Source organism: Bradyrhizobium sp. MOS002 (assembly GCF_003020115.1).
In the GTDB taxonomy this organism is placed as follows: Bacteria; Pseudomonadota; Alphaproteobacteria; order Rhizobiales; family Xanthobacteraceae; genus Bradyrhizobium.
Map to the genome: position 1 here is coordinate 444277 of NZ_PYFX01000001.1, position 22361 is coordinate 466637.

24 protein-coding genes and 1 tRNA gene are annotated in these 22361 nt (G+C 64.5%); 10 read left to right on the plus strand and 15 right to left on the minus strand.

Translation table 11 applies throughout. The features are described from left to right. Positions 1–3: 3 nt before the first annotated feature. Together C7G41_RS02265 and C7G41_RS02270 are read right to left on the minus strand one after the other, a co-directional pair. Positions 4–1479: a GH1 family beta-glucosidase gene (locus C7G41_RS02265; protein ID WP_106941037.1), complete on the minus strand. Its 1476-nt coding sequence runs from the start codon at positions 1477–1479 to the stop codon at positions 4–6. Between the two features lie 2 nt (positions 1480–1481). After that, positions 1482–2483 carry a family 16 glycosylhydrolase gene (locus tag C7G41_RS02270; protein ID WP_106941038.1) on the minus strand — a complete coding sequence of 334 codons (1002 nt, stop codon included), beginning with the start codon at positions 2481–2483 and terminating at the stop codon, positions 1482–1484. A 294-nt stretch (positions 2484–2777) separates the two neighbouring features. Between C7G41_RS02270 and C7G41_RS02275 the strand changes: the two genes are divergently transcribed. The 3 genes from C7G41_RS02275 (at position 2778) to C7G41_RS02285 (ending at position 5785) form a co-directional block, all read left to right on the plus strand. Further along, positions 2778–2999, plus strand: coding sequence for a dodecin (locus tag C7G41_RS02275; protein ID WP_106941464.1), 222 nt, complete (start codon positions 2778–2780; stop codon positions 2997–2999). Between the two features lie 166 nt (positions 3000–3165). Next, positions 3166–5070, plus strand: coding sequence for a diguanylate cyclase domain-containing protein (locus tag C7G41_RS02280; protein ID WP_199198082.1), 1905 nt, complete (start codon positions 3166–3168; stop codon positions 5068–5070). 67 nt (positions 5071–5137) lie between these two features. After that, positions 5138–5785 (plus strand): HAD family phosphatase, encoded by a 648-nt coding sequence (locus tag C7G41_RS02285; RefSeq protein ID WP_106941465.1) that lies wholly within the window; start codon positions 5138–5140, stop codon positions 5783–5785. A gap of 24 nt (positions 5786–5809) precedes the next feature. On the opposite strand, the gene C7G41_RS02290 is transcribed toward C7G41_RS02285, so the two are convergent. From C7G41_RS02290 to C7G41_RS02315, 6 genes are all read right to left on the minus strand, one after another. After that, the gene (locus C7G41_RS02290; RefSeq protein WP_106941040.1) at positions 5810–6778 is read right to left on the minus strand and encodes an ABC transporter ATP-binding protein; all 969 of its coding nucleotides are present in this window, start codon (positions 6776–6778) and stop codon (positions 5810–5812) included. After that, positions 6775–7770: an ABC transporter ATP-binding protein gene (locus tag C7G41_RS02295; protein ID WP_106941041.1), complete on the minus strand. Its 996-nt coding sequence runs from the start codon at positions 7768–7770 to the stop codon at positions 6775–6777. The genes C7G41_RS02290 and C7G41_RS02295 overlap by 4 nt, the downstream gene beginning before the upstream one ends. Beyond that, complete coding sequence (locus tag C7G41_RS02300; RefSeq protein ID WP_007597392.1) at positions 7770–8687, minus strand: ABC transporter permease; 918 nt, start codon at positions 8685–8687, stop codon at positions 7770–7772. The genes C7G41_RS02295 and C7G41_RS02300 overlap by 1 nt, the downstream gene beginning before the upstream one ends. Further along, entirely contained in the window at positions 8653–9612 is a 960-nt protein-coding gene (locus C7G41_RS02305) for an ABC transporter permease (protein ID WP_106941042.1), read from the minus strand. The genes C7G41_RS02300 and C7G41_RS02305 overlap by 35 nt, the downstream gene beginning before the upstream one ends. A gap of 28 nt (positions 9613–9640) precedes the next feature. After that, positions 9641–11431, minus strand: a complete 1791-nt coding sequence (locus C7G41_RS02310; protein ID WP_106941043.1) for a peptide ABC transporter substrate-binding protein — start codon at positions 11429–11431, stop codon at positions 9641–9643. 261 nt (positions 11432–11692) lie between these two features. Beyond that, positions 11693–13111 (minus strand): M20 family metallopeptidase, encoded by a 1419-nt coding sequence (locus tag C7G41_RS02315; RefSeq protein WP_199198083.1) that lies wholly within the window; start codon positions 13109–13111, stop codon positions 11693–11695. Between the two features lie 280 nt (positions 13112–13391). On the opposite strand from C7G41_RS02315, the gene C7G41_RS02320 reads away from it, so the two are divergent. The 3 genes from C7G41_RS02320 (at position 13392) to C7G41_RS02330 (ending at position 15751) form a co-directional block, all read left to right on the plus strand. Beyond that, positions 13392–14363 carry a S1C family serine protease gene (locus C7G41_RS02320; protein ID WP_106941045.1) on the plus strand — a complete coding sequence of 324 codons (972 nt, stop codon included), beginning with the start codon at positions 13392–13394 and terminating at the stop codon, positions 14361–14363. 28 nt (positions 14364–14391) lie between these two features. Beyond that, a complete protein-coding gene (locus tag C7G41_RS02325; protein WP_106941046.1) occupies positions 14392–15462 on the plus strand; it encodes a phospholipase in 1071 nt (356 codons plus the stop codon). 82 nt (positions 15463–15544) lie between these two features. After that, positions 15545–15751: a hypothetical protein gene (locus tag C7G41_RS02330; protein WP_027514183.1), complete on the plus strand. Its 207-nt coding sequence runs from the start codon at positions 15545–15547 to the stop codon at positions 15749–15751. A 77-nt stretch (positions 15752–15828) separates the two neighbouring features. On the opposite strand, the gene C7G41_RS02335 is transcribed toward C7G41_RS02330, so the two are convergent. The 5 genes from C7G41_RS02335 to C7G41_RS02355 form a co-directional block, all read right to left on the minus strand. Continuing rightward, entirely contained in the window at positions 15829–16488 is a 660-nt protein-coding gene (locus tag C7G41_RS02335) for a DsbA family protein (protein WP_106941047.1), read from the minus strand. Between the two features lie 87 nt (positions 16489–16575). Next, positions 16576–17298, minus strand: a complete 723-nt coding sequence (locus tag C7G41_RS02340) for an LrgB family protein (RefSeq protein WP_106941048.1) — start codon at positions 17296–17298, stop codon at positions 16576–16578. Next, complete coding sequence (locus tag C7G41_RS02345) at positions 17295–17678, minus strand: CidA/LrgA family protein (protein ID WP_106941049.1); 384 nt, start codon at positions 17676–17678, stop codon at positions 17295–17297. Before C7G41_RS02345 ends, C7G41_RS02340 begins: the two co-directional genes overlap by 4 nt. Before the next feature lie 44 nt (positions 17679–17722). Beyond that, positions 17723–18199, minus strand: a complete 477-nt coding sequence (locus C7G41_RS02350) for a PaaI family thioesterase (RefSeq protein WP_106941050.1) — start codon at positions 18197–18199, stop codon at positions 17723–17725. Between the two features lie 3 nt (positions 18200–18202). Beyond that, on the minus strand, positions 18203–18631 hold the full coding sequence (locus C7G41_RS02355; RefSeq protein WP_106941051.1) for a thioesterase family protein: 429 nt from the start codon (positions 18629–18631) through the stop codon (positions 18203–18205). Between the two features lie 109 nt (positions 18632–18740). Between C7G41_RS02355 and C7G41_RS02360 the strand changes: the two genes are divergently transcribed. Beyond that, a complete protein-coding gene (locus C7G41_RS02360; protein ID WP_106941052.1) occupies positions 18741–19289 on the plus strand; it encodes a TetR/AcrR family transcriptional regulator in 549 nt (182 codons plus the stop codon). A 47-nt stretch (positions 19290–19336) separates the two neighbouring features. Here the strand turns inward: C7G41_RS02360 and C7G41_RS02365 are convergent, their stop codons facing one another. Beyond that, the gene (locus C7G41_RS02365; protein ID WP_106941053.1) at positions 19337–19834 is read right to left on the minus strand and encodes a hypothetical protein; all 498 of its coding nucleotides are present in this window, start codon (positions 19832–19834) and stop codon (positions 19337–19339) included. A 202-nt stretch (positions 19835–20036) separates the two neighbouring features. Here C7G41_RS02365 and C7G41_RS02370 point away from each other — a divergent pair, with 202 nt between their 5' ends. Together C7G41_RS02370 and C7G41_RS02375 are read left to right on the plus strand one after the other, a co-directional pair. Beyond that, entirely contained in the window at positions 20037–20309 is a 273-nt protein-coding gene (locus C7G41_RS02370; RefSeq protein ID WP_106941054.1) for a PsiF family protein, read from the plus strand. An 89-nt stretch (positions 20310–20398) separates the two neighbouring features. Continuing rightward, on the plus strand, positions 20399–21484 hold the full coding sequence (locus C7G41_RS02375; protein ID WP_106941055.1) for an AbrB family transcriptional regulator: 1086 nt from the start codon (positions 20399–20401) through the stop codon (positions 21482–21484). A gap of 3 nt (positions 21485–21487) precedes the next feature. On the opposite strand, the gene C7G41_RS02380 is transcribed toward C7G41_RS02375, so the two are convergent. After that, the gene (locus tag C7G41_RS02380; protein WP_106941056.1) at positions 21488–22027 is read right to left on the minus strand and encodes a disulfide bond formation protein B; all 540 of its coding nucleotides are present in this window, start codon (positions 22025–22027) and stop codon (positions 21488–21490) included. Between the two features lie 155 nt (positions 22028–22182). On the opposite strand from C7G41_RS02380, the gene C7G41_RS02385 reads away from it, so the two are divergent. After that, positions 22183–22267 (plus strand) — tRNA-Leu (locus C7G41_RS02385). Positions 22268–22361 lie beyond the last annotated feature (94 nt).

Below are 22361 nucleotides of genomic sequence, written 5' to 3' on the forward strand. Positions count from 1 at the left end.
TTCTCACATCCCGATCGCATTCCGCGCCACCACATCACGGTAGAACGCCGCGCTCAGCTTTGGCACCCTCGCCTGCGTCTCGAAATCGACCCGGTACAGGCCGAACCGCTTTCCGTAACCAAAAATCCATTCGAAATTGTCCATCAGGCTCCACAGGAAATAGCCGCGGATCGGCACGCCTTCAGCGACCGCGCGCTGCATCTGGGTCAGGTAGTTGCGCAGGAACATGATGCGATCGAGGTCGTAGACCTCGCCGTCGGCAGCGAGCTTGTCCTCCGAGGAGGTGCCGTTCTCGCTGATATAGATATTGTCGATGTTCCAGATCTTTGCGGCGAGGCGCGGTGCCCAGTAGATCACCTCGGGGCCGACGCGGAGCCATTCCGAATTCATGTGCGGGAACGAGGAGGGAAACGGCAGTACGTGGAAGCCCGGCGCGCGGTCGGACGCCGTGACGTAATATTGCGGCGCATAGATATTGAGACCGACGAAATCGTTCGGCGTGCTGATGATCTTCAGTTCCTCAGGCGTGAATTTCGGCGCGTCCGCCCCCGCATAAGCGAGGAAGCCGTCGGTGTATTTTCCCTCCAGCACCACGCCGAGGAAGCCGGCATTGAGCTCGCGCGTCGCGATCTCGGCCGCGCGGATGTTTTCGGGCGTCGCGATCGCCGGCACGCAGGCGGCAATGTTCTCCGCCGCGCCGACGCGGGTGCCGGCGCGTCCCGACGCGCGGATCGCCTGCACCGCGAGCCCATGCGCCAGCGCGACGTGATGGCGGATCTGGTTGAGCTGTGCCGCCGGCAGCCTGAGGCCCGGGGCGTCGATGCCCCAGCCATAGCCGAAATTCACGAAGCGCCCGACCTCGTTGACGGTGAAGATATTCTTCACGCGATCGGTCAGGCGCTGGGCGACGTAGGCGGCATAGTCGGCAAAAGCCTTCGAGGTGTCGCTGGACTGCCAGCCGCCGAGGCGGTCCTGGAGCGCCTGCGGCAGGTCCCAGTGATAGAGCGTGGCGTAGGGCTCGATTCCGTTCGCCAGCAGCTCGTCGACGAGACGGTTGTAGAAGTCCAGCCCTTTGGGATTGGGTTGCCCCGATCCTTCCGGAAACACCCGCGGCCAGGCGATCGAGAAGCGATAGGCCTTGACGCCGAGCGCCTTGATCAGCGCCACGTCGTCCTTGTAGCGATGATAGTGCTCGTTGGCGCGGTCGCCGGTCGTGCCGTCCTCGATCTTGCCGGGCGTGTGACTAAAGGTGTCCCAGATCGACTTGCCGCGACCGTCCTCGTCGACGGCGCCTTCGATCTGATAGGACGAAGTCGCCGTGCCCCAGAGAAAATTCTTCGGGAAAGGCGCGTGGCGGTCGGGCACGATCAGCGTTTCATCGACCGCAGCCTTGTCCGCAGCTTTGGCACCTGCCGTTGCGCCAACCGCCGCAAGGCCCGCGAGCTTTGCAAAATCGCGCCGCGAGAAATCAGCAGCCATTGCTATCTCCGGGCCTGCTCCATATCGATCTGATAGACGGAAATCCGGTCGATCTCGAATGCGACGGTAGGCGGCGACTCCGCGTCGACAGGTCCGACGCCGAGAAAGAATTTCGATCCGATCGCGAGATTGACGATCATGTACATGGGATCGTCGAAACCGATCGGCACCTTGATGTCGGACACCGGCCTGCGGTCGATGAAATAGACCAGGCGATCCTCCTCCCACAGTACACCGTAAGTGTGGAATGCGCTCGAAGCGTCGCCGACCGCGAAGTCGAAGCCGCAGGACTGGATCTTCTGGGTCGAAGGAATCCGCCAATGGGTCGTCATCACGAGATCGCCCGGCTTTTCGCCGCGGCCTTCCAGCACGTCGACCTCCGGCGGCCAGCCGCCGTCATCCGCCAGCATCCAGAACGCCGGCCACACCGCATGCCCGACCGGCACCTTGGCGCGGATCTCGAAATAGCCGTGCTTCTGCGCGAACGTGCCCTGGGTCGTGAGTATCCCGGAGATGTAGTCGTTGTTAAACAGCACCGGCTTCAACCCCGGCGGGGTGCGGCTGGCGACGATCGACAGCACGCCGTCTTTGACCTTGAACGGATCGAGCCCGAGCGGTGCCCCCGCGCGCCCCGCGTAGCGCGGATCGACATAGATCTGTTGCTCGCCATTGGCGCTGGTCTTGCGCTTGAAGTCGGAGCCGTCGCCGCCCCAGTAGCGCGCCTCCGGCCAGGCCGCACCGCCGGCGTAATGCGGCACCCAGCGTCCGTTCGCCAGCGGATGCTCGTCAAAGTCCTCGTTGAAGGTCCGGCGCAGCGGCAAGAAGACCAGCGAGGCAGGATTCACCGTTTCCAGCCGGCGGCACTCGATGGTGGAGGGATCGGTCGTCACCTGAAGCGACATGCTCACCGGTGCATCGTCGAGATCGTCCTGCGCGATGCCCGGTGCAGGCACAACGCAGAGACCGATCGCAGCCAGAGCGCCCCTCGTCCAACGCTCGATCATCACCGCACTTCGAAGATGCCAGAGGAAAGGCCCAAGTTAGCTCGCTCATATCGGGACGGGCAAGAGCAGGCCCGCGACCGCGCGCCAATTCGGGAGCGCCGCTTGCACACGCGATCCAGATTTTCGTGCACTTGCAAAAAAGGGAGACACCCCAGAAGGCGAGCGGCAGGATCCTGCCGGGGACGGAACTCGAAGCGCCGGCATCCGTTCAGAGTCGAGGCCGGATGTCGCGCGGGCGGCGGTTGTCCGCGACAGACAAATCCGGTCCCGCCACAGCACAAGGGGAGAATGGTCATGGCCACAAGCGAGACAGATCACGTCTACAAGATCCTGGAACTGGTCGGATCGTCCGAGACCTCGATCGAGGATGCGATCAAGAACGCGGTCAGCCGGGCCGCCAAGACCGTTCGCGAGATGAAATGGTTCGAGGTGGTGCAAACGCGCGGCCATATCGAGAACGGTGCCGTGGGCCACTACCAGGTTACGCTGCGCGTCGGCTTCACGCTGGATGAGTGAGGCAGGAAGGCCGGGCGAAGCCGACGCCTGAGGCCAGCTTGTTAGCTCGACCATAGCCCGTCAATTGTCGAGGACTGTTCCGACCGGAAGCGCACAATCCGCGCGGATGTTGCAACAGGCCGTTAAGGCCAAAGTGGGAGGTTTGCGCCGAAATGGAGCAAGCCTGATGACCACGGGCCGCGACCTCGGAAAGACGCGCCTTCCGATCTGGGCAGCGGGTTTCGTCATCCTGACCTGCTTCGCCATCCTCGGCTTGAGCGCCTGGCGTGAATGGGAAACACGCAATGCCGATCTCAAGAACGCCGAGATCGACGTCGCCAACCTGGCGCATTCGCTGGTCCAGCACGCGGACGACACGTTCGAACTCGTTGATACGATCCTCGTCGGGTTGGTCCATCGGCTCGAACTCGATGGGACGGGTCCGGACACGATCACCAAGCTTCAGGCCTATCTGCCGACACGAAAATCATCGGACCGCATCCGCGGCATCTTCGTTTATGACGAGACCGGGCAGTGGCTTGCCACGACCGAGCGCCTCGATTTCTCCAAGCTCAACAACAGCGACCGCGAATATTTCCAGCGCCATCGCGACTCGCCGAAGACGGGCACGCTGATCGGACCGCCCGTGAAGAGCCGATCCGGGGGCCAATGGATCATTACCGCGTCCCGCCGGATCAACGATGCCGACGGCGGCTTCGCCGGCGTTGCCCTGCTCACGATCGACGTCAGCTATTTCGTCAAGTTCTACGAGCGGTTCGACATCGGTACGAACGGCTCGGCATCGCTTCTCAACGATAGCGGCATCATGCTCGCGCGCAGCCGCGACGACAGCGGCGCCTTTGTCGGACGCGACCTGTCCAATGCGCCCTTGTTCAAGGGTTGGGAAAGTCGTCCCGCCGCCGCAGTCTACTATTTCAAGTCGCCGCTCGATGGCGTCCAGCGGCTGAGCTACTACCAGCGCAGCAGCCGCTATCCCCTGATGGTGCTGGCGAGCAAGTCGCGGGACGACGTGCTGGCGCCCTGGCGGCAAGCCGCGGCTGCGCGCACTATCTTCGTCCTCGGCCTCGTGCTGCTGATCGCGGTGATCGGCTTTTACCTGGTCCGTCAGCTCGTGCAGCGGCAGCGCATGGCCCAGGCCCTTGTCGTCAGCGAAGCAAACTTCCGCCTGTTGGCCGAGCAATCCAGCGACATGGTGACCCGGATCGGGCTGGACAACCGGCTGCTCTACGTTTCCCCCTCGTGCGTGCGCATCACGGGCTGGTCCTCCGACGAATTGCTGTCCACCTCGGCCCTGGCCGGCATTCACGCCGACGACATGGAGCGGGTCGAGCAGGCCATCGCCGCGCTGAAGAATGGCGAGGCCGAGGAGACGCGGTTCGTCTATCGCCAGCGTCATCGCGACAAGGGCGAGATCTGGGCGGAGGCGGCGTTGCACGTGACCCTGGCGTCGGACAGCGGCGAGATCGACGGCGTCGTCGCGGTGGTGCGCGACATGACCGAGCAAAAGGATCTTCAGGACAAGCTCGCCTCGCTTGCAACGACCGACGGCCTCACCGGCCTCGCCAACCGGCGCGCATTCGACGAGCGTCTCGCAGACGAATGGGCGCGCGCAAGGCGCGACGGCACGCAGCTCTCGCTCCTGCTGATCGATGTCGATCATTTCAAGAAATTCAACGACCAATACGGCCATCTGGCCGGTGACGGATGCCTGCGCGCGCTGGCCCGGATCCTGTCCGCGCACACCAAGCGCCCGGCCGATCTCGCGGCACGCTATGGTGGCGAAGAATTCGCCGTGCTGTTGCCGAACACCGGTCCCGAGGGCTGCGCCGAGGTCGGCGATGGGATTCGCAAGGCCCTGCACGATCTCGCCATGCTGCATGCGCAAAGTCCCCCCTCCCGCCTGGTGACTGCAAGCGTTGGCGGCGCGACGAGCCTTCCATCCCAAACCACGACGGACTGCAGCACGCTGGTCGCCGCCGCCGATCGCGCGCTCTACGCCGCCAAGGACAACGGCCGTGACCGGCTGGTGATGTCGGGACAGGTCGTTCCCTGGCCCGCGAGGAGCGCGTGACGGGATCGACTGTTGCTTCGGATTTGTCGCCGGCGCTCCAGCGCGGTATGGCTTGGATCACGGCCGGATGTTCGGCCCATCCGAGAGTGCCGCTGTGACTGGTGGAATCAAGCTCGTCCTCTTCGACATGGACAATGTCCTTTGCGACTACGACAGGGCAAGGCGCGTCGCATGGCTGGCGAAGCTTGCGGGGATCACGAGCGAATCCGTCCACAAGGCGATCTGGGACAGCGGCTTCGAGTTGCTCGGCGATTCCGGCACTCTCGATGCCGCGGACTATTTGCGGGGCTTCGGCGAGCGCATCGGCTATCCGCTGTCACTTGACGAGTGGATCGAGGCGCGACGCCGCTCAATGCAGATTGATCGTGCCATGCTGGAGATTGCCGGCAGCTTGCGTCAAACCGTCGACATTGCCGTCCTGACCAACAACACCACGCTGGTCGCCGACCATATCGCTGCGCTGCTTCCGGAATTGCCGCCGCTGTTCGGCTCGCGAATGTACGCCTCGGCCCGGTTCAAGACGGCGAAGCCGGACCCGCGCTGCTACCGCCTCTGTCTGTCGGAGCTCAACGTGAAACCGGATAGCGTCCTGTTCGTCGACGATCTCATGGCCAATGTCGCCGGCGCGAGAGAGGCGGGTCTGTTCGCGCATCACCACACCTCGGTTGAGGCTTTCAGGCAGGCCCTTTCGGAGCACGGCCTGCTTCACGCGTGAAAGCGCGCTCCGCTTTTCCCGGCGTCAGGCGAGATGGCACGCCACGAAGTGCCCGCCCGCTCCCTCCTTCAGCTCCGGTGCGCTTTCCGCGCAACGCGGCTGCGCGATGGGACAGCGGGTGTGGAAGTGGCAGCCCGACGGCGGCTTCATCGGGCTCGGAACGTCGCCCTTGAGGCGGATGCGCTCGCGCTTGAGCTTGGGATCGGGCACTGGCACCGCTGATAACAGCGCCCTCGTGTAGGGATGCTGCGGATTGCGATAGAGGTCGCTGGCCTTGGCGAGCTCGACGATACGGCCAAGATACATCACCGCGACGCGGTCGGAGATGTGCTCGACCACCGACAAATCATGCGCGACGAAGAGATAGGTGAGGTTCAGCTCGGCCTGGAGATCTTCCAGCAGATTGATGACCTGCGCCTGGATCGAGACGTCGAGCGCGGACACCGGTTCGTCGCAGACGATCAGCTTCGGTTCGACCGCGAGCGCACGCGCGATCACGATGCGCTGGCGCTGGCCGCCGGAGAATTCATGCGGATAGCGCCGCATATGCTCGGCCTTGAGACCGACCTTCACCAGCAGCCTCGCGACGCGATCCTCGCGCTCCTTGGCCGATGAGCCGAGCTTATGGATGATCAGCGCCTCGCCGAGGATGGCGCCGACCGTCATCCGCGGATTGAGGGAGGCGAACGGGTCCTGGAACACGAGCTGCATGTTCCGCCGCATCGCGCGCAAATCGGTGCCGCCGAGCTGGCGGACGTCCTGACCATCGAACACGACTTCGCCGTCGGTCGGCTCGATCAGGCGCAGCACACAGCGTCCCGTCGTCGACTTGCCGCAGCCGGATTCGCCGACGAGGCCGAGCGTCTCGCCGCGATTGACCGAGAACGAGACCCCGTCAACCGCATAAACGCTGCCGACCTGACGCGACAACAGGCCGCCATGCACCGGAAAATATTTCTTCAGGCCGCTGACGCGGAGCAAAGGCTCGGTCATGCTGCGCCTCCCAACTGCGTATCTCCCAGATGACAGGCCATGCGGTGGCCGGGCGCGATCTCGCGCAGCAGCGGCTCCCTTTCGGTGCAGACGCTCATGGCGTGGCGGCAGCGCGGAGCGAAGCGGCAACCGACCGGCGGATTGATCAGGATCGGCACCGAGCCGCCGATCGCCTCCAGCCGGACCTTGTGCTCGCTGGCAAGATCGATGCGCGGGATCGAGCGGATCAATCCCTGGGTATAGGGATGGCCGGGGTTGCCGAAAAGGTCGTCGACAGGCGCCTCCTCCACCACCTTGCCGGCATACATCACGACGACGCGCTGCGCGGTCTCGGCGACGACGCCCATGGCATGGGTGATCAGCATCACCGCCATGCCGAAACGTTCCTTCATGTCCTGGAGCAGGTCGAGGATCTGCGCCTGAATGGTGACATCGAGGGCCGTGGTGGGTTCGTCCGCGATGATCAGCTTCGGCTTGCAGGCGAGCGCCATCGCGATTATCACGCGCTGACGCATGCCGCCGGAGAACTGATGCGGATAGTTGTGGACGCGGCCTTCAGCGTTGGGAATCTGCACCAGCTTGAGCATCTCGATGGTGCGCTCGAGCGCCTGTTTCCTGGTGACGTTCTCATGGCGGCGCAGGCTTTCGGCGATCTGCTCGCCGATGGTCAGCACCGGATTGAGCGAGGTCATCGGCTCCTGGAAGATGAAGCCGATCTCCTTGGCGCGGATCTCGTCGAGCTGACTGCTCGTCAGCGGCACGAGATCGCGGCCCTCGAAGATGATCTCGCCCGCCGCGATGCGGCCTGGCGGCATCGCGATCAGTTTCAGGATCGACATCGCGGTGACGGTCTTGCCGCAGCCGGATTCGCCGACGACGCAGAGCGTCTCGCCGCGGTTGATGGAGATGTCGACACCGTCAACGGCCTGGAGGATGCCGTCGTCGGTGGAGAAATGGGTTTTCAGTCCCTTGATCTCGAGCAACGGCGCCATCAGATCACCCGTCGCGCATCGAGCGCGTCACGCAGGCCGTCGCCGATGAAGTTGATGGCGACCACCGCGATGAAGATCGCGCCGCCCGGAAACAGCGCCCAGTGCGGGCCGATGTCGAGAAAGTCCTTGGCATCATAGAGCAGGCGGCCCCAGGTCGGCGTATCCGGAGGGAAGCCGAGGCCGAGGAAGGACAGCGTCGATTCCGCGATGATGGCGGCGGCAACGTCGATGGTGCCGGCGATGATCACCGGACCCAGCGCATTGGGCAGGATATGGCGCACCACCTGCCGCACCGGACTTGCCCCGAGCGCGCGCGCGGCTTCGACGAATTCCTTCTCACGGATCGACAGGAACTGCGCACGAACGAGGCGGGCGACGGGCATCCAGCGCAAGCCACCGATCACGAGCACGATCAGGATGAAAATGCCGCCCTCGGGGCCGAAAGCGGCCTTCAACCCGTCGCGGAAGAGATAGATCAGTAGGAGCAGGAGGGGCAATTGCGGCAGCGACAAAAAGAGATCGGTGAGCCACATCAGTCCATGACCGAGTGCACCGCGCGACATGCCGGCGAGCGCGCCGATCAGCACGCCGACAAAGACCGAGACCAGCATCGCAGCGAGACCGACCGCGAGCGAGATGCGTCCGCCATAGATCATGCGGGCGAGGATATCCTGCCCGAGATCGTCGGTGCCGAAGGGATGGGCCAGCGACGGCCCCTGCATGCCCGCCACGATGTCGATGTCGTCGATCTTGACCCGCCAGATAAAGGGGCCGACCACCACTGCCAGGATCAGAACGAGGAGCAGAAACGCGCTGACCACGGCAAGCTTGTGGCGGCTATAGCGCCGCCACGTCTCGCGCCAGGGCGAGTAGACGCGCCGCTCAGCGGAGGGAGATGCGAGGGTCAAGCCAGCCATAAAGAACGTCCGCGATGAGATTGAACAGCACGACCAGGCACGCAAAGACGAAGGTGACGGCCATCACCACCGGCGTGTCGTTGGAAAGGATGGAGGAGATCAGCAGCGAGCCGATGCCGGGGATGCGGAAGATCTGCTCGGTAACGATGGCGCCGCCGAACACCGCCGGAATTTGCAAGGCAATCAGCGTAACGACCGGGATCATCGCGTTGCGCATCACGTGCTTGATGATCACCCGCCGCTGGCCGATGCCCTTGGCGCGCGCGGTGGTGACATAGTCCAGCCGGATCACGTCGAGCATCGCCGAGCGCACGAAGCGCGTCATCGACGCAGCCTGGAACAGGCCGAGCACCGCCACAGGCATGATCGCCTGACGGATCGTCTCCGCGAGCCAGTGAATGCCCGTGCCCTTGATGTCCGTGGTGTAGACGAAGGGCAGCCAGTCCAGCGTGACCGAAAAGATCAGGATGAACAGGATGCCTGTGAAGAAGGTCGGGAGCGAGAAGCCGACGAAGGCCAGCGTGTTGGCAACCTGGTCGAACAGCGAATAAGGTTTCGTCGCGGCATAGACCCCGACCGGGATCGCGATCAGGAGCGCCAGAATCTGCGCCGAGCCGATCACGTAGAGGGTCGTCGGCAGTCGCTGGAGAATGAGCGTGTCGACGTTCATCCGGCTGACGAAGGAGAAACCCCAGTCGCCGTGCAGCATGGCGTTGAGCCAGTGCAGGTAACGAAGGTAGATCGGATCGTCGAGGCCGAACTTCGCCCGAAGCGCGAGAGCGACTTCGGGCGGCACATTCGGATTGGTCGCCAGCTCCGAGAAGGGATCGCCCGGGGCTAGTGCGAGCACGACGAACAGCACGAGCGAAATTCCGAGCAGGCTCGGAATCGCGATCAGGAGGCGACGCAGGACATACTGGCTCATGAAGAAGGACCGCTCTAGGCGTGCGTGATCATTCTTCGCGATACCAGTCGAACAAATTGTCGGTCTCGTTGGCCCAGCCGGAAACGACCGGGCGCAGATTGTTGGCGGCCGCCTCGACCTTCAAGCGGTGCTGCACCGGGATGAACACGATGTCCTGATACATGAGGTCGTTGGCCTTGATGTAGAACGCCGCGCGCTTGACTGGATCCATCTCGCCGTCCGCGGCCAGGATGGTCGCGTCGTACTCCTTGTTGACCCAGCGCGGGAAGTTGGTGCCCTGCCACTTGTTCTCCTTCGTGGCGACGAGGTTCGAAAGGTAGCGACGCATGTGCTGCGACGGATCGGGCTGGCTCAGCGGGATCTGGAACATCTCCATGTCGGCGTAGAACTTGGAATAGGTATCGGGATTGCCGACGTCGGAGGAGAAGAACACGGAGGCGACGACCGATTTCAGCTCGACGTCGATGCCCGCCTTCTGGCAGGCCTGCTTGACGATGGCCTGCGTCTTCTGGCGCGGCCCGTTGATCGCAGTCTGGTAGAGGAGCTTCAGTTTCTTGCCGTCCTTCTCGCGGATGCCGTCGGCGCCCGGCTTCCAGCCGGCGTCGTCGAGGATCTTCGAGGCCTTCTCAATGCTGAACTCCCACGTGGTGTTCTTGGACACGAATTTTTCGGGCCCGTTGAGGAAGTTGGCGGTGGTGCGGCCGGCGCGGCCGTAGATCGCCTTCTTGACCGACTCGCGATCGATCAGCAGCGAGAGCGCCTTGCGCACCGCCGGATCGGAAAACAGCGGGTGCTTGGTCTTCATCGAGGAGCGTTCGCCATCGACCTCGGTGTTGGGATCGGTGAAGTTCAGCGCGATGAATTCGGTGTCGCCGCCGACGGCGTAGACGGTCTTTCCCTTGCCGCCTTTCTCCAGGCGCAGCAGCACGTCGTCCTCGACCTGAATGTTCCAGCCGAAATCATATTCGCCGGTCTGGATCACCGCGCGCGCGGCAGAGACGGCGTCGCCGCCCCCCTTCATCTCGATCGAATCGAAATAGGGCCGGTTCGCCATGTGATAATCGGGATTGATCACGCCGCGGACAAGATCGCCCGGCTTGAACTCGACGAACTTGTAGGGGCCGGTGCCGACCGGCGAGAGGTTGGTCGGCGCCTCCCGCGACTTGGACCCCATATAGTCCTTGAACAGATGTTTCGGGATGATCGTATTGGGAGCCCCGACAAAAGCGTCAGCCCAGAACGGCGTCGGCTTGTTGAAGAGGACGCGGACCGTGAGGTCGTCCACCTTCTCGACCGTGATGTCGCGGAGCGTCGCGATCGTCAGTGCGGAGGTCGCCGGATCCTTGGCATATTCCCAGTTGAAGACGACGTCGTCGGCTGTGAACGGCGTGCCGTCATGCCATTTGACGCCGGGCTTGAGCTTCCAGGTCACCGACTTGCCGTCAGCGGCGAGGCCACCATTCTGGATCGAGGGAATTTCGGCGGCCAGGACCAGCTTCATGTTGCCGTCGGGATCCCAGCAGGCGAGCGGCTCGTAGAACAGGCGCGCGCCATCCTGGTCCTTGGTGCCGGTGGCAAAATGCGGATTGAGCAGGGTCGGCCCCTGCCACCACAGCAGCTTGAGCGCACCACCGCCGCCGCGCTTGGTCGGCTTGTAGGTCGAGGCGCCCTCAGCCATGGCCACCCCGCCAAGCGCGAGGATCTGATTGGCCAGAGGCGCGGTGAGACCCACGGCAGCCAAGCGCTGAATGAAGCCGCGGCGATCCATCCGCCCGTCCTTCACGTCACCGATCATCGAACGTAGTTCTTTATCCAGCATGGTTGTCCCCCGTCTGGTTCCCGTATGGATGCAGGCGGTCGCGCGAGGCGACCACCGGGCTTGGCTGGCGGTAGATGGCACACCTAATGGGGTGCGCGTCAACTGCGACCGTGTGTATGCAAACGGTCTTCTGACTGTCTGTTGGGCAAAACCATATTCCGCAGCCCATCCGTTCGGCAATCCAGCGTCGAAACACGCTGAGTTTCGCGCTGCACTGCAGAAAATTTGAGCGCCGGATCAGACGAAGTATCGAGGCGAAATCTACGCCACGGACATGTCGAGCGGCGGTGCGACGTGGTCTGGCAGCGGACAGACGTAAGGCGTCTTCGCCGTCCGCTTCTCGAGGTCAGCCTTGGCAGCCCTGATCAGCTCCGGATCCGTCAGCGCCTTGATGCCGATGCCGGCCATCGCCTTGGCGGCCTGCACCATGGCCTTGTGCGCATGCGCGCTCTTGCCCTGCGCGACCACCTGCCAGGTGTGGAAGGGCGTGCCGATTGCAACCGTGGGTGCATGGACCTGCACGGTCGGCACCACCCAGCTCACATCGCCCACATCGGTCGAGCCAACCTGCGGGTTACGCTTGGCATCGAGCGGCACCAGGAAGTCGGCCAGCGGCCGATCGGTTGGCTCCATGCCGATCGCATAATAGACTGCGGCGATGTCCTTGTCGCTCAGCGTTGCGCGGATTTGGGTCGCGAAGTTCTTGTCGGCGTCGTCGAAATGCGGCGGGCCGAGCTCTTCCATGACCCGGTGCAGCGCCTGCTCCAAGGGAGCATTGGGCAGGATGTTGGAGACCGCGGAAATGATCTTCATCTCCATCTTGGTCTCGGTCATCAAGGCCGCGCCCTGCGCGATCTTGTTCACGCGCCCGACCAGCTCGTTCATGCCTGGCAGGTCGCGGGCGCGGATCGAATAGCGCACACGCGCGTGGGCCTGCACCACGTTCGGCGCGATGCCACCGGTATCGAGCACCGCGTAGTGGACGCGCGCATCGCTCGGCATGTGCTCGCGCATATAGTTCACGCCGACATTCATCAATTCCACTGCGTCGAGCGCGGAGCGGCCGAGATGCGGCGAGGCCGCCGCATGCGAGGTACGGCCGGTGAAGATGAAATCGGCGCGGGTATTAGCGAGCGACGGCGTCACCGCCACCTCCCATAAGCTGCTCGGGTGCCAGGTGATGGCAATATCAGCGTCCTCGAACGCGCCGGAGCGGACCATGAAGGCTTTTGCCGCGCCGCCTTCTTCCGCCGGGCAGCCGTAATAACGCACGCGGCCGGGCACCTTGTTCTCGGCGAGCCAGTCCTTCACCGCGGTCGCGGCCAGCAGCGCCGCCGAGCCGAGCAGATTGTGACCGCAGCCATGGCCGTGGCCGCCGGTCTCGACCGGACGATGCTCCGCGACGCCCGCCTCCTGGCTGAGGCCCGGCAGCGCATCATATTCCCCCATGAAGGCAATGACCGGCCCGCCCTCGCCCCATTCGCCCATCACCGCGGTCGGAATGCCCGCGACCTGCTCGGTGATGCGAAAACCCTGATGGCGCAGCTCGGCAAGATGCTCGGCGGCGGACCGCGCCTCGGTGTAGCACACCTCGGGCATGCCCCAGACCTTGTCACTGAGGTCGATGAAACGTGCCTTGATCGTGTCGATGCCACGCCAGATGTCGCTGCGGTTGTCCATGCTTCGGTCCGTGATCCCTAGGTCAAACGAAGCGGCAATGGTTAGCAGCTTCATTGTGCGACGCCTAGCACCTCGCCGGACAGCAGCCATGCGGCCACTGCCGGAGAGCCGACCGACCGTGCATGAACCGTTCCTGTGCCTTTCAAAGATTTCACACGGCGTTCTCCGGAATAGTTGGGAACGAGGCTTTCAAGACGGCCTCCTCCGGCCTAAATTATGCGTGCTTCGCGCGTCGTTCCGCTAGCCATGGCGGAGCGATGCCCTCAGCCAGGAGAACTCCATGCCCGCCCTGACCGAATGGAGAGTGCCGCCGGCCAATCAGCCGCGTGCGAGCGACTACGGTTTCGATCTCGACCGCGCGCTCGCCTCCGTCGTGGGCCTGCATGCCATCATCCCGCCGGACGCCTTCAGCGCCGAGACACTGGGGACCGAACGCGCCGGCAACGGCGTCGTGATCGACGATGGGCTGGTGCTCACCATCGGTTATCTCATCACCGAAGCAGAGTCCGTGTGGCTGCATGTCGGAGACGGGCGCGTGGTGGAGGGACATGTGCTCGGCTTCGATGCCGTCACCGGCTTTGGCCTGGTGCAGGCGCTCGGCCGGCTCGACGTCGACCCCCTGCCGCTCGGCATCTCGGCCGAGACCCGACTCGGCGACCGCGTCGTGGTCGGCGGCACCGGCGGACGCACGCGTTCGGTCGCGAGCCAGATCGTGGCCAAGCAGGAATTCGCCGGCTACTGGGAATACCTCCTGGACGAGGCCGTCTTCACCCATCCCGCGCACCCGAACTGGGGCGGCACGGCGCTCCTCAACGAGCGCGGCGAGCTGATCGGCATCGGCTCTCTGCAGCTCGAACGCGAGCGCGACGGCAAGGCCGAGCACGTCAACATGATCGTGCCGATCGACCTGTTGAAACCGATCCTGGACGATCTGCGCAGATTCGGCCGCGTCAACAAGCCGGCACGGCCGTGGCTCGGACTCTTTTCGACCGAGATCGACAACCGCGTGGTGGTTATCGGGATCTCCGCCAACGGCCCGGCCGCCCGTGCCGAGCTCAAGACCGGCGATGTCATTCTCGCGGTGGACGGCGAGAAGGTCACGAGCCAGACCGGCTTCTACAAGAAGCTGTGGGGCCTCGGCGCCGCCGGCGTCGACGTGCCGCTGACGGTACATCATGAAGGCGTCACCTTCGACGTGACGGTGACCTCGACCGATCGCTTCAAGCTCTTGAAGGCGCCAAAGTTGCACTAACGATCAGAACTGACGCAAGGAAGCGACGATGAGCGAGGCCGTCGTTGACGACATCGTGGCCGTGCTGCCGCCGCTGCTCAATGCGCTGGAAGCGCTCGGTTTCTTTCAGCGAAACCTGCATCCGCCGGCCTTCGGCTCCGTGATGAACGCGATCGGCGCTCCCGACGAGGCGTTGCAAACGGCGCGGGCGGCAATCGGAGAATGGCCGGAACAGTTCACAGGACTGCGTGAGCGGCTCGATCGTGCCTGCGACGAGACGCTCGCCGCCTTTGCCGGCCTGCGCGAGGTCGAGCGTGGCAATGGCGACCTCGTCGCGGTCTTCCGCGCGCTGCGCCATGCGCCGCGCGCGCAGGAGGCACTCTATCCGCTGGCGGTGCAGTTTCCGCCGGTGAGCAGCTTCTTCCTCAACGCCGCCACGCGCGAGAACGCCGACCTGTTGTCGCGGCTCGAAGCCGGCGCGGACGCGCACACCGGCATCATCCACGATCACAACGAGCCCGGCAGCCGCGGCGGCTTTTCGGTCTACGTGCCCGAATATTACACGCCCGACCGCGCCATGCCGCTGGTGATGGCGTTGCATGGCGGCAGCGGCAACGGCCGTGGCTTTCTGTGGAGCTGGCTGCGCGACGCCCGCAGTCTTGGCGCGATCCTGGTGACGCCGACCGCGACCGGCCCGACCTGGGCCCTGATGGGTGACGACACCGACACGCCCAACCTCATGCGCATTCTCGAAACGGTGCGCAGCCGCTGGAGCATCGACGCCTCGCGCATGCTGCTGACAGGCATGAGCGACGGCGGCACCTTCTGCTACGTCACAGGACTCGACGGCGCCTCGCCCTTCACGCATCTCGCGCCGGTGTCGGCGACCTTCCACCCGCTGATGGCCGAAATGGCCGACGCTGCGCGTCTGCAGCGCCTGCCGATCTTCATCACGCATGGCAAGCTCGACTGGATGTTTCCGGTGCAGACCGCGCGGCAGACACAGGCGGCCCTCGCCGCCGCCGGCGCAGACGTCACCTATCGCGAGATCGACGACCTCAGCCATACCTATCCGCGCGAGATCAACGCGCAGCTGGTGCAGTGGCTGAATGGAGCGTGAACGGGCCGTCCTTACCTGCGCCGCACTGTTGCGGAACCATCGGTCGGGGCCGACGTTATCGCCCGTCATCGGAGGTTTCGCCATGCGGATGTTTCTTGGAATGATTTTGGGCGCGTTGCTGCTCGGCTGCGGCGTTTATGTTTACGACTCCATGCAGACGTCGTCGGTCGCCAATGGCGAGGTCGCGACCACCAATCGCACCATCGTGAATTGGGATGTCGCCAAGGCCGATTGGGACGCGCTGCGCGATCGCGCGCACAAGGATTGGGTCCGCATCTCCTCGAAGTAACGACGCCGTGTCATGAATGAGGCGCCGTCGCGGGTCCGCGGCGGCGCCTTTGTGTTGCGCGGCGAATATCGCTCGCCTCAGTTCATCTTGGCCTTGCGGGCATCGGCGATGACCTGCTCGAACTCGGCCATGCTGAGCACGCCCGGCACACGGTACTTGCCGACGATGAAGGACGGGGTGCCGCGGAAACCGAAGGCTTCGGCCTGCTCGTTGTTGCGCTTGAGCACGGCGTCGATGTCCTTGGCGTGGTCGGTGAGATCACGCCTCAACCGGTCCATGTCGACGCCGGCGGCCGCGAGCAGCTCGTTGATGCGTGGCTCGGTCAGGCGCGAGCTGACGCCCATCATCGCGTCATGGGCCTGGTGGTACTTGTCCTGGAATTTCGCCGCGAGCGCGATCCGCGCCGCGGTGACCGAGACCGGCCCGAGGATCGGCCAGTCCTTCATCACCAGCCTGACCTTGCCGTCGTCCTGGATGACCTGACGCAACTCGGGCTCGAGCTTGCGGCAATAGGGGCAGTTATAGTCGGACCATTCGATAATGCTGACGTTGCCATCGGGATTACCGGCGACGGGAACGTCGGGGTCGCGCAGCACCTTGGCTTCGGTCAGCACCTCGTCTTCGTCGGTCGCCGCGCGCGCCGAGGTGATCCCACCCGCTGCAAGGGCGCCCGCCCCAATCAGCGTCAGCGCCGCGCGCCGCGTCGGCACCAGGCCTTTGTTCCTGAATCCAGCCATATCTCGTCCCGTTTCGGTCCCATCTCCGTCGATACGGTTCGAGACCGGGAATTGTTACAGGTCATATAGAGTGTCGCGGCGACGATGTCATCGCACCAGCAGCGTGACCGCCAAAGGTACCAGGAAGGAGGTCACCAAAGCGTTCAGGCTCATCGCGATGCCGGAGAAGACGCCGGCGATTTCGTCGACCTGGAACGCACGCGCGGTACCGATCCCGTGCGCGGCAAGGCCGGCGGCAAAGCCGCGGGCGCGGAAATCGGTAATGCCGGTGCGGTTCATCAGCGGCGTCACGATGATCGCGCCCATGATGCCCGTGAGGATGACCGCAACCGCTGCCAGCGAGGGATCGGCGTGCAGGGATTCGGCGATGCCCATGGCAACGCCGGCCGTGACGGATTTCGGCGCGAGCGACAAAACCACGTCGCGCGGCAGACCGGCGAGCTCGGCCAGCAACACCACCGACACCACGGCGATGACCGATCCCGCGACCAGCGCCACCAGCATCGGCACGATCGAAGCGACGACACGCTTGCGATTCTCGTAGAGTGGAACAGCCAGCGCGACCGTCGCTGGCCCCAAAAGGAAATGCACGAACTGCGCGCCGGCGAAATAGGTGGTGTAGGAGGTACCGGTCAACAGCAGGAACGCGCCGACGATCCACATCGCATGCAGCACGGGATTGGCGAGCGGATGGCGCCGCGTCGCCAGCGACACCGCATCCGTGCTGGCATAGACCAGCAGCGTCACGGTCAACCAAAGCAGCGGCGACTGCGAGAGATAGACCCAGAGCGAGAACGGATTGTCCTTCATCGCGCGTCCTGTTGCCTCAACAGGCGGCTGACGAGGCGGAAGGTAAGTACGGTTGCGAGCAGCGTGACGACCACCGACAGCGCGAGCACGAGAATGATGGCGATGCCGTGGGACGCGAGCAGATCGAGCTTTTGCACGACGCCGACGCCGGCCGGCACGAACAGCAGCGACAGATGCGCCAACAAACCCTTGCTGGCCGTCTCGATGCCATCATCGCGGAGCGGCCCGCGCGCGAGAAGCGCAAATCGGTCGCGCGCGAGCAACAAGATCAGGAGCAGCAGGAGGCCAAGCACCGGGCCCGGCATCGGCAGGCCGAGGCCGCGCACGACGGCTTCGCCGATCAACTGGCAGAGCAGAATGAGACCAAGGCTTGCAAGCATGATGGGGGTATCAAGGGATGCGCCGGCAGCCTTGTCAATCACCGCTATGCAGCGGTCGTGCGCGGTTCGGGCAAGGCCACAACGCGGGGCAGCATTGCCATCAGCGTCCCGGTCATCGTGGCGATCAACGTGACCTTGCCCTCGTGCTCGGCAAGCGCCCGGGCCTCGCAAAAGGTCAGCGTGCGGCCGGGCTTGACCACCTCGGCCTTGAAGACAAAACGCTCGCCCCGTGCCGGCGCGAGCAACGTGGTCTTGAACTCGACGGTGAGGATATCGGCCTCGCGCGGCATCAGGGTGAAGGCGGCGACACCACAGGCATTGTCGAGTCCTGCGGTAATGATGCCGGCGTGGACAAAGCCGTTCTGCTGTGTGAGCGCCGGCGAATGCGGCATGGCGAGTTCAGCCTCGCCCGGCGCAAGGCGGAGGATCACGATGCCGAGCGTGTGCATCGCCGGCTGGCCGTCGAACATGGCGATGGCAGCCGCGCGATAGCCCGGGTTCTTCGGCTCGTATGCGGCCATGGGTCAGGCCTCTGCCGGCTCGGCGAGATGCCTCAAGGCGATCTCGCGGATGGCATCCGTGAACAGCACCGATTTGCGCTGGCTACGGTCCATGTGCACGCCGGTGATCTCGCAGAACGCGGCGATCTCGCCGGTCTCGGCATTGGCCATGTCGTGCCGGAAGCGGATCGATTTGTCGCGGATCTCCAGCAGATGACTGCGGATTTCGACGATGTCGCCGGCGAGCAGCTCGCGCTTGTAGGTGATGTTCTGCTGCACAGCGGCCATGCCGCGGCCGGAGCCGCGCAGATAGCTCGGCGTCAGCCCGAGGCGTGCGAACAGATTCCAGTTGGCCTCGTCGAATTTTCCGACATACCACATGATGTTCATGTGGCCGACGTGATCGCACTGCCACGGATAGACTGTGCCGCGATAGGTCGCCTCCTGCTCCATCGCAATTCTCCCTGGCTTTTTTTGCCTTTGATGGCTGATACGGTAGCGTATCAATCTCCTCCCGCGTTAGCAATACGGCACCGTATCAAGAATCGGCGAGACTTCCTGCATGAGCGACGGCAAAGGCGATGTCTGGGTCGAGGCAGGGTTCACCGAGCTTGCCCGATCGGGGGTCGAGGGGGTTCGGGTCGAGGTGCTCGCCAAGAACCTGGGCGTCACCAAGGGCGGCTTCTACCGCCGCTTCGCCGACCGTGCCGCGCTGCTCGGTGCCATGCTGGAACGTTGGCGCGAGGGGCGTTCAACGGCGATCGCACAGCAGACGAGTCTCGATGGCCAAGAGCCCCGTGAACGGCTGAGGGCGGTGATCCAGCTCTATTCCGAGCGGCTCAATCCGGACGGGATGGCCATCGAGCTTGCGATCCGGCAATGGGCCCGCTCGGACGAGGGCGCCGCGGCAGCGGTGGCGAACGTGGACGCGGCGCGGCTGAAGCACGTCGCCGAACTCTACCGCGCGACCGGCCTCGAGGCCGAGGCGGCTGAAGCGCAGGCCTTCCTGTTCTACTGCTTCATCTTCGGCCAGAGCCTGCTGTTCGTCGAGCGCGGCCCGCGCAAGCGATCGCAGCTCGTGGCGAAATCAGCCGAGAAGCTACTGGACTAAAGCAAGAGGCCGGAGCTTGGCTCCGGCCTCTGCGTCGTCCAGAAGCTTCAGGCGGCGCCCTTCAGCTTCTTGTTGCATTCGCTGTAATAGCCGCCGCCCTTCTCGATCCACTTCATGCCGCCATTGCCGTTGGTGGTCTTGTTGGCGTTGTACTGGTCGACGCAGGTGTGCAGGCGCCCCTTGCCGGCGCTCTCCTTGGCGTATTTCGGATCGACCGCGTTCGGATAGATTGCCGGGCCGGCCGGCAGGGTCGGCGCCGGAGCGGCAGCGGGGGCGGCTTCCTTCTTCGCCTGCTTCGGCTCGGCGGGAGCGGCGGGCGCAGCAGGAGCAGCCGCGGTCGGCGCAGCCGCTGGCGTCGCGTCCGCACCGCACTGGGCCTTGCGGAAGTCATTCCACTTCGTGGTGCCGAGCGAGCCGTCCTTCTTGGCGGCCTGATATTTCGCGCTGCACTCCTGCGAGGTCAGCGCCTGCGCCGGCGCACTCGCCACCAGCGCGGCAAAGCCCGACAGCGCAACTGCACACAGCAACTTTGATTGAACGGTCATCCTTGGTCTCCTCCTTGATCTTCCCCCGAGGGAAGTTAACCGAGGATTGCTATCCTAGCGTGCCGCACGCTCGCGACAAGGAAGCGATGGCTCCTGCCGCCAAAATATAGTGATCCTCCACGTTCGAATTATTCATGTCGCGTTCAGCAAGGCGAGTCGACCTTCGCGCCCTTCGCAATTCCCGCAAGAAGAGTGCAGCACCATGACCTTCACATCTCGCCTCGCCGTCGTCGCCCTCGCCTCCCTGCTCGCCACCGGCACCGCCTTCGCGCAGACCGCCGCGCCGGCAGCCAAAACCGATGCCGCCGCTATGACCGACAAGAAGGCGCCGAAGGAGCGCTCGGCCGGATCGCTCGAATGCTCCAAGCAGGCGGATACCAAAGGATTGAAGGGCAAGGAGCGCAAGAAATTTCGCCGCGAATGCATGAAGGAAGCCAAGGCCGGCGCGACCACCGCCCCTGCTGACAAGAAGTAAACCCGTCACGATCTTCGGCGAGAGGCGCACGCATTGCGGCATGACGTGGCCGCAATTGTACGCCCCTCGCTGATTTGCGATAAGGTGGTGTGAAGCAAATCACCGCCTCCCTGCCGTTCGAATGGCCGAGCCGTGCCAAGATCTTGAGCACGGTGGAAACGCTTGTCATCGGCACCGCCGGGGGCCTCGTGTTTCTGCTCGCGGGCCTTCCGGGGGGATTGATCTCGGGCTCGATGATCGCGGTCGGGATCGCCGCGATCGCCGGGCGCCAGCTGACGCTGCCACCGATCCTGACCCAGACCGTGCTGGTGCTGCTCGGCATTTCGTTAGGATCAGTCGTCTCGCGCCACCTGCTTCAACAGGTCAGTGCCTATCCCCTCACCATCGGGCTGCTCGCGCTCGCGACCTTCTGCTCGACCTTCGGCTCCAGCTATTATCTCCAGCGTATCCACGGCTGGGACCGCACCTCGGCGTTCCTCGCCGGCAGCCCCGGCGCGCTGTCGCAGATCACGATTTTGGCGGTCGAGCGCGGGGCCGACCTGCCGGGGATCGCGGTGGTGCAGACCATGCGCGTCATCATCCTCACCGCGGCGCTGCCGATGGTGCTGGCGTTCGCCGGCGTCGCACCCTCCGTCGCGCCGTCGCTGACGACGACGATCGCCTCGCCGCTCGGCCTCGTCGAGCTGGTCGCAGCCTCGCTGGCTGCGGCGCTCCTCCTGCGGCTGATCAAGTTTCCGGCGAGCTGGATGTTCGGTGCGATGATTGGCTCAAGCGTGCTGCATGGCGCAGGCTGGGTCGAGGGCGGCCTGCCGGACTGGGTACGCGGCGTGGCGCTGGTCGGCATCGGCGCCCTGATCGGCAGCCGCTTCGCGCGGATGCGGATCAAGACGCTCGCAGGCCATATCAACGCGGCGCTGGGCTCGTTTGCCGTCGCCATCGCCGTTTCCGCGATCTTCGTCGGCATCGTGGCGCTCACCACGCAGGTAAAATTCTCCGACGTCGTGGTCGCCTACGCACCGGGCGCTATGGACGCCATGCTGGCGTTGGCCCTGACGCTGCACATCGACCCGATCTTCGTCGGCGCACATCACCTCTCGCGTTTCGTCTTCGTGACGATCGCGACGCCCGGCATCGTGCACCTGTTCGGCCGGACGCAGGACGATGTGGATGATTGAGCCTTAGCGCTTCGCCGTCGCAACAAATCCCCACGCGGCGATCGCAGCCATCAAGAGCGAGATCAGCACGTTGTAGCTGGCCAGCGAGAGGCCGAGGAAGCGCCACTGCACCTCGTCGCAGCGGACCACCTTCACGGTGTCGAGCCGCGACAGCAGGTCGGTGGCGCTGCCGAGATTGACGACGGGACCGGAGCAGTCGGTCGGTCCCTTCCATAAGCCCCATTCGACCCCGGCGTGATAGGTGCCGAGCCCGGCATTGGCGAGGCTCGCCAGCACAAGGATCGCAAGGCCCGCGAGCAGCAGCGGCCTCGGCGCACCGCCCCGTGCCGCGAGGGTGATGAGCAGGCCGAGCGGGATCGCGAGGTAATAGGCGTAGCGCTGCTCCAGGCAGAGCGGACAGGGCACGATCCCGAGCACCAGCTGGAAGAACCAGGCGCCCGCGATGGTCGCGGCTGCTATCAACGTGACCGCGAGCGAAGCGGTCAGCGCGGGGTTCATGGCCGCCGGTTTGAACGCAGGTATTGCGGCACTCTGGGTCGTCACGGCAGCCTCTTTTCGATGGGTCGCTTTCCAAGGCTGTAACCCCGGCTCATGCGGCTGTCGAGAACGGCCGGGATCACTTTGGCGCGGGTTGACCCCGCTTGGTCCATGGCTATAGTCCGCCGGCTTCGCGAGGCCCGCCTTAGGGCCGACCGAGGGCCCCTGTGGCGGAACTGGTAGACGCGCTCGACTCAAAATCGAGTTCCGCAAGGAGTGCTGGTTCGATTCCGGCCAGGGGCACCACGCTTCGCCCTTTCGGGCTTCGCGTGGCGCAGCCCGCGCCAAGCCCGAAAGGGTGAAGCGTGTCCGGCGAAGCCTCTTAGCGAAGACGGACTGT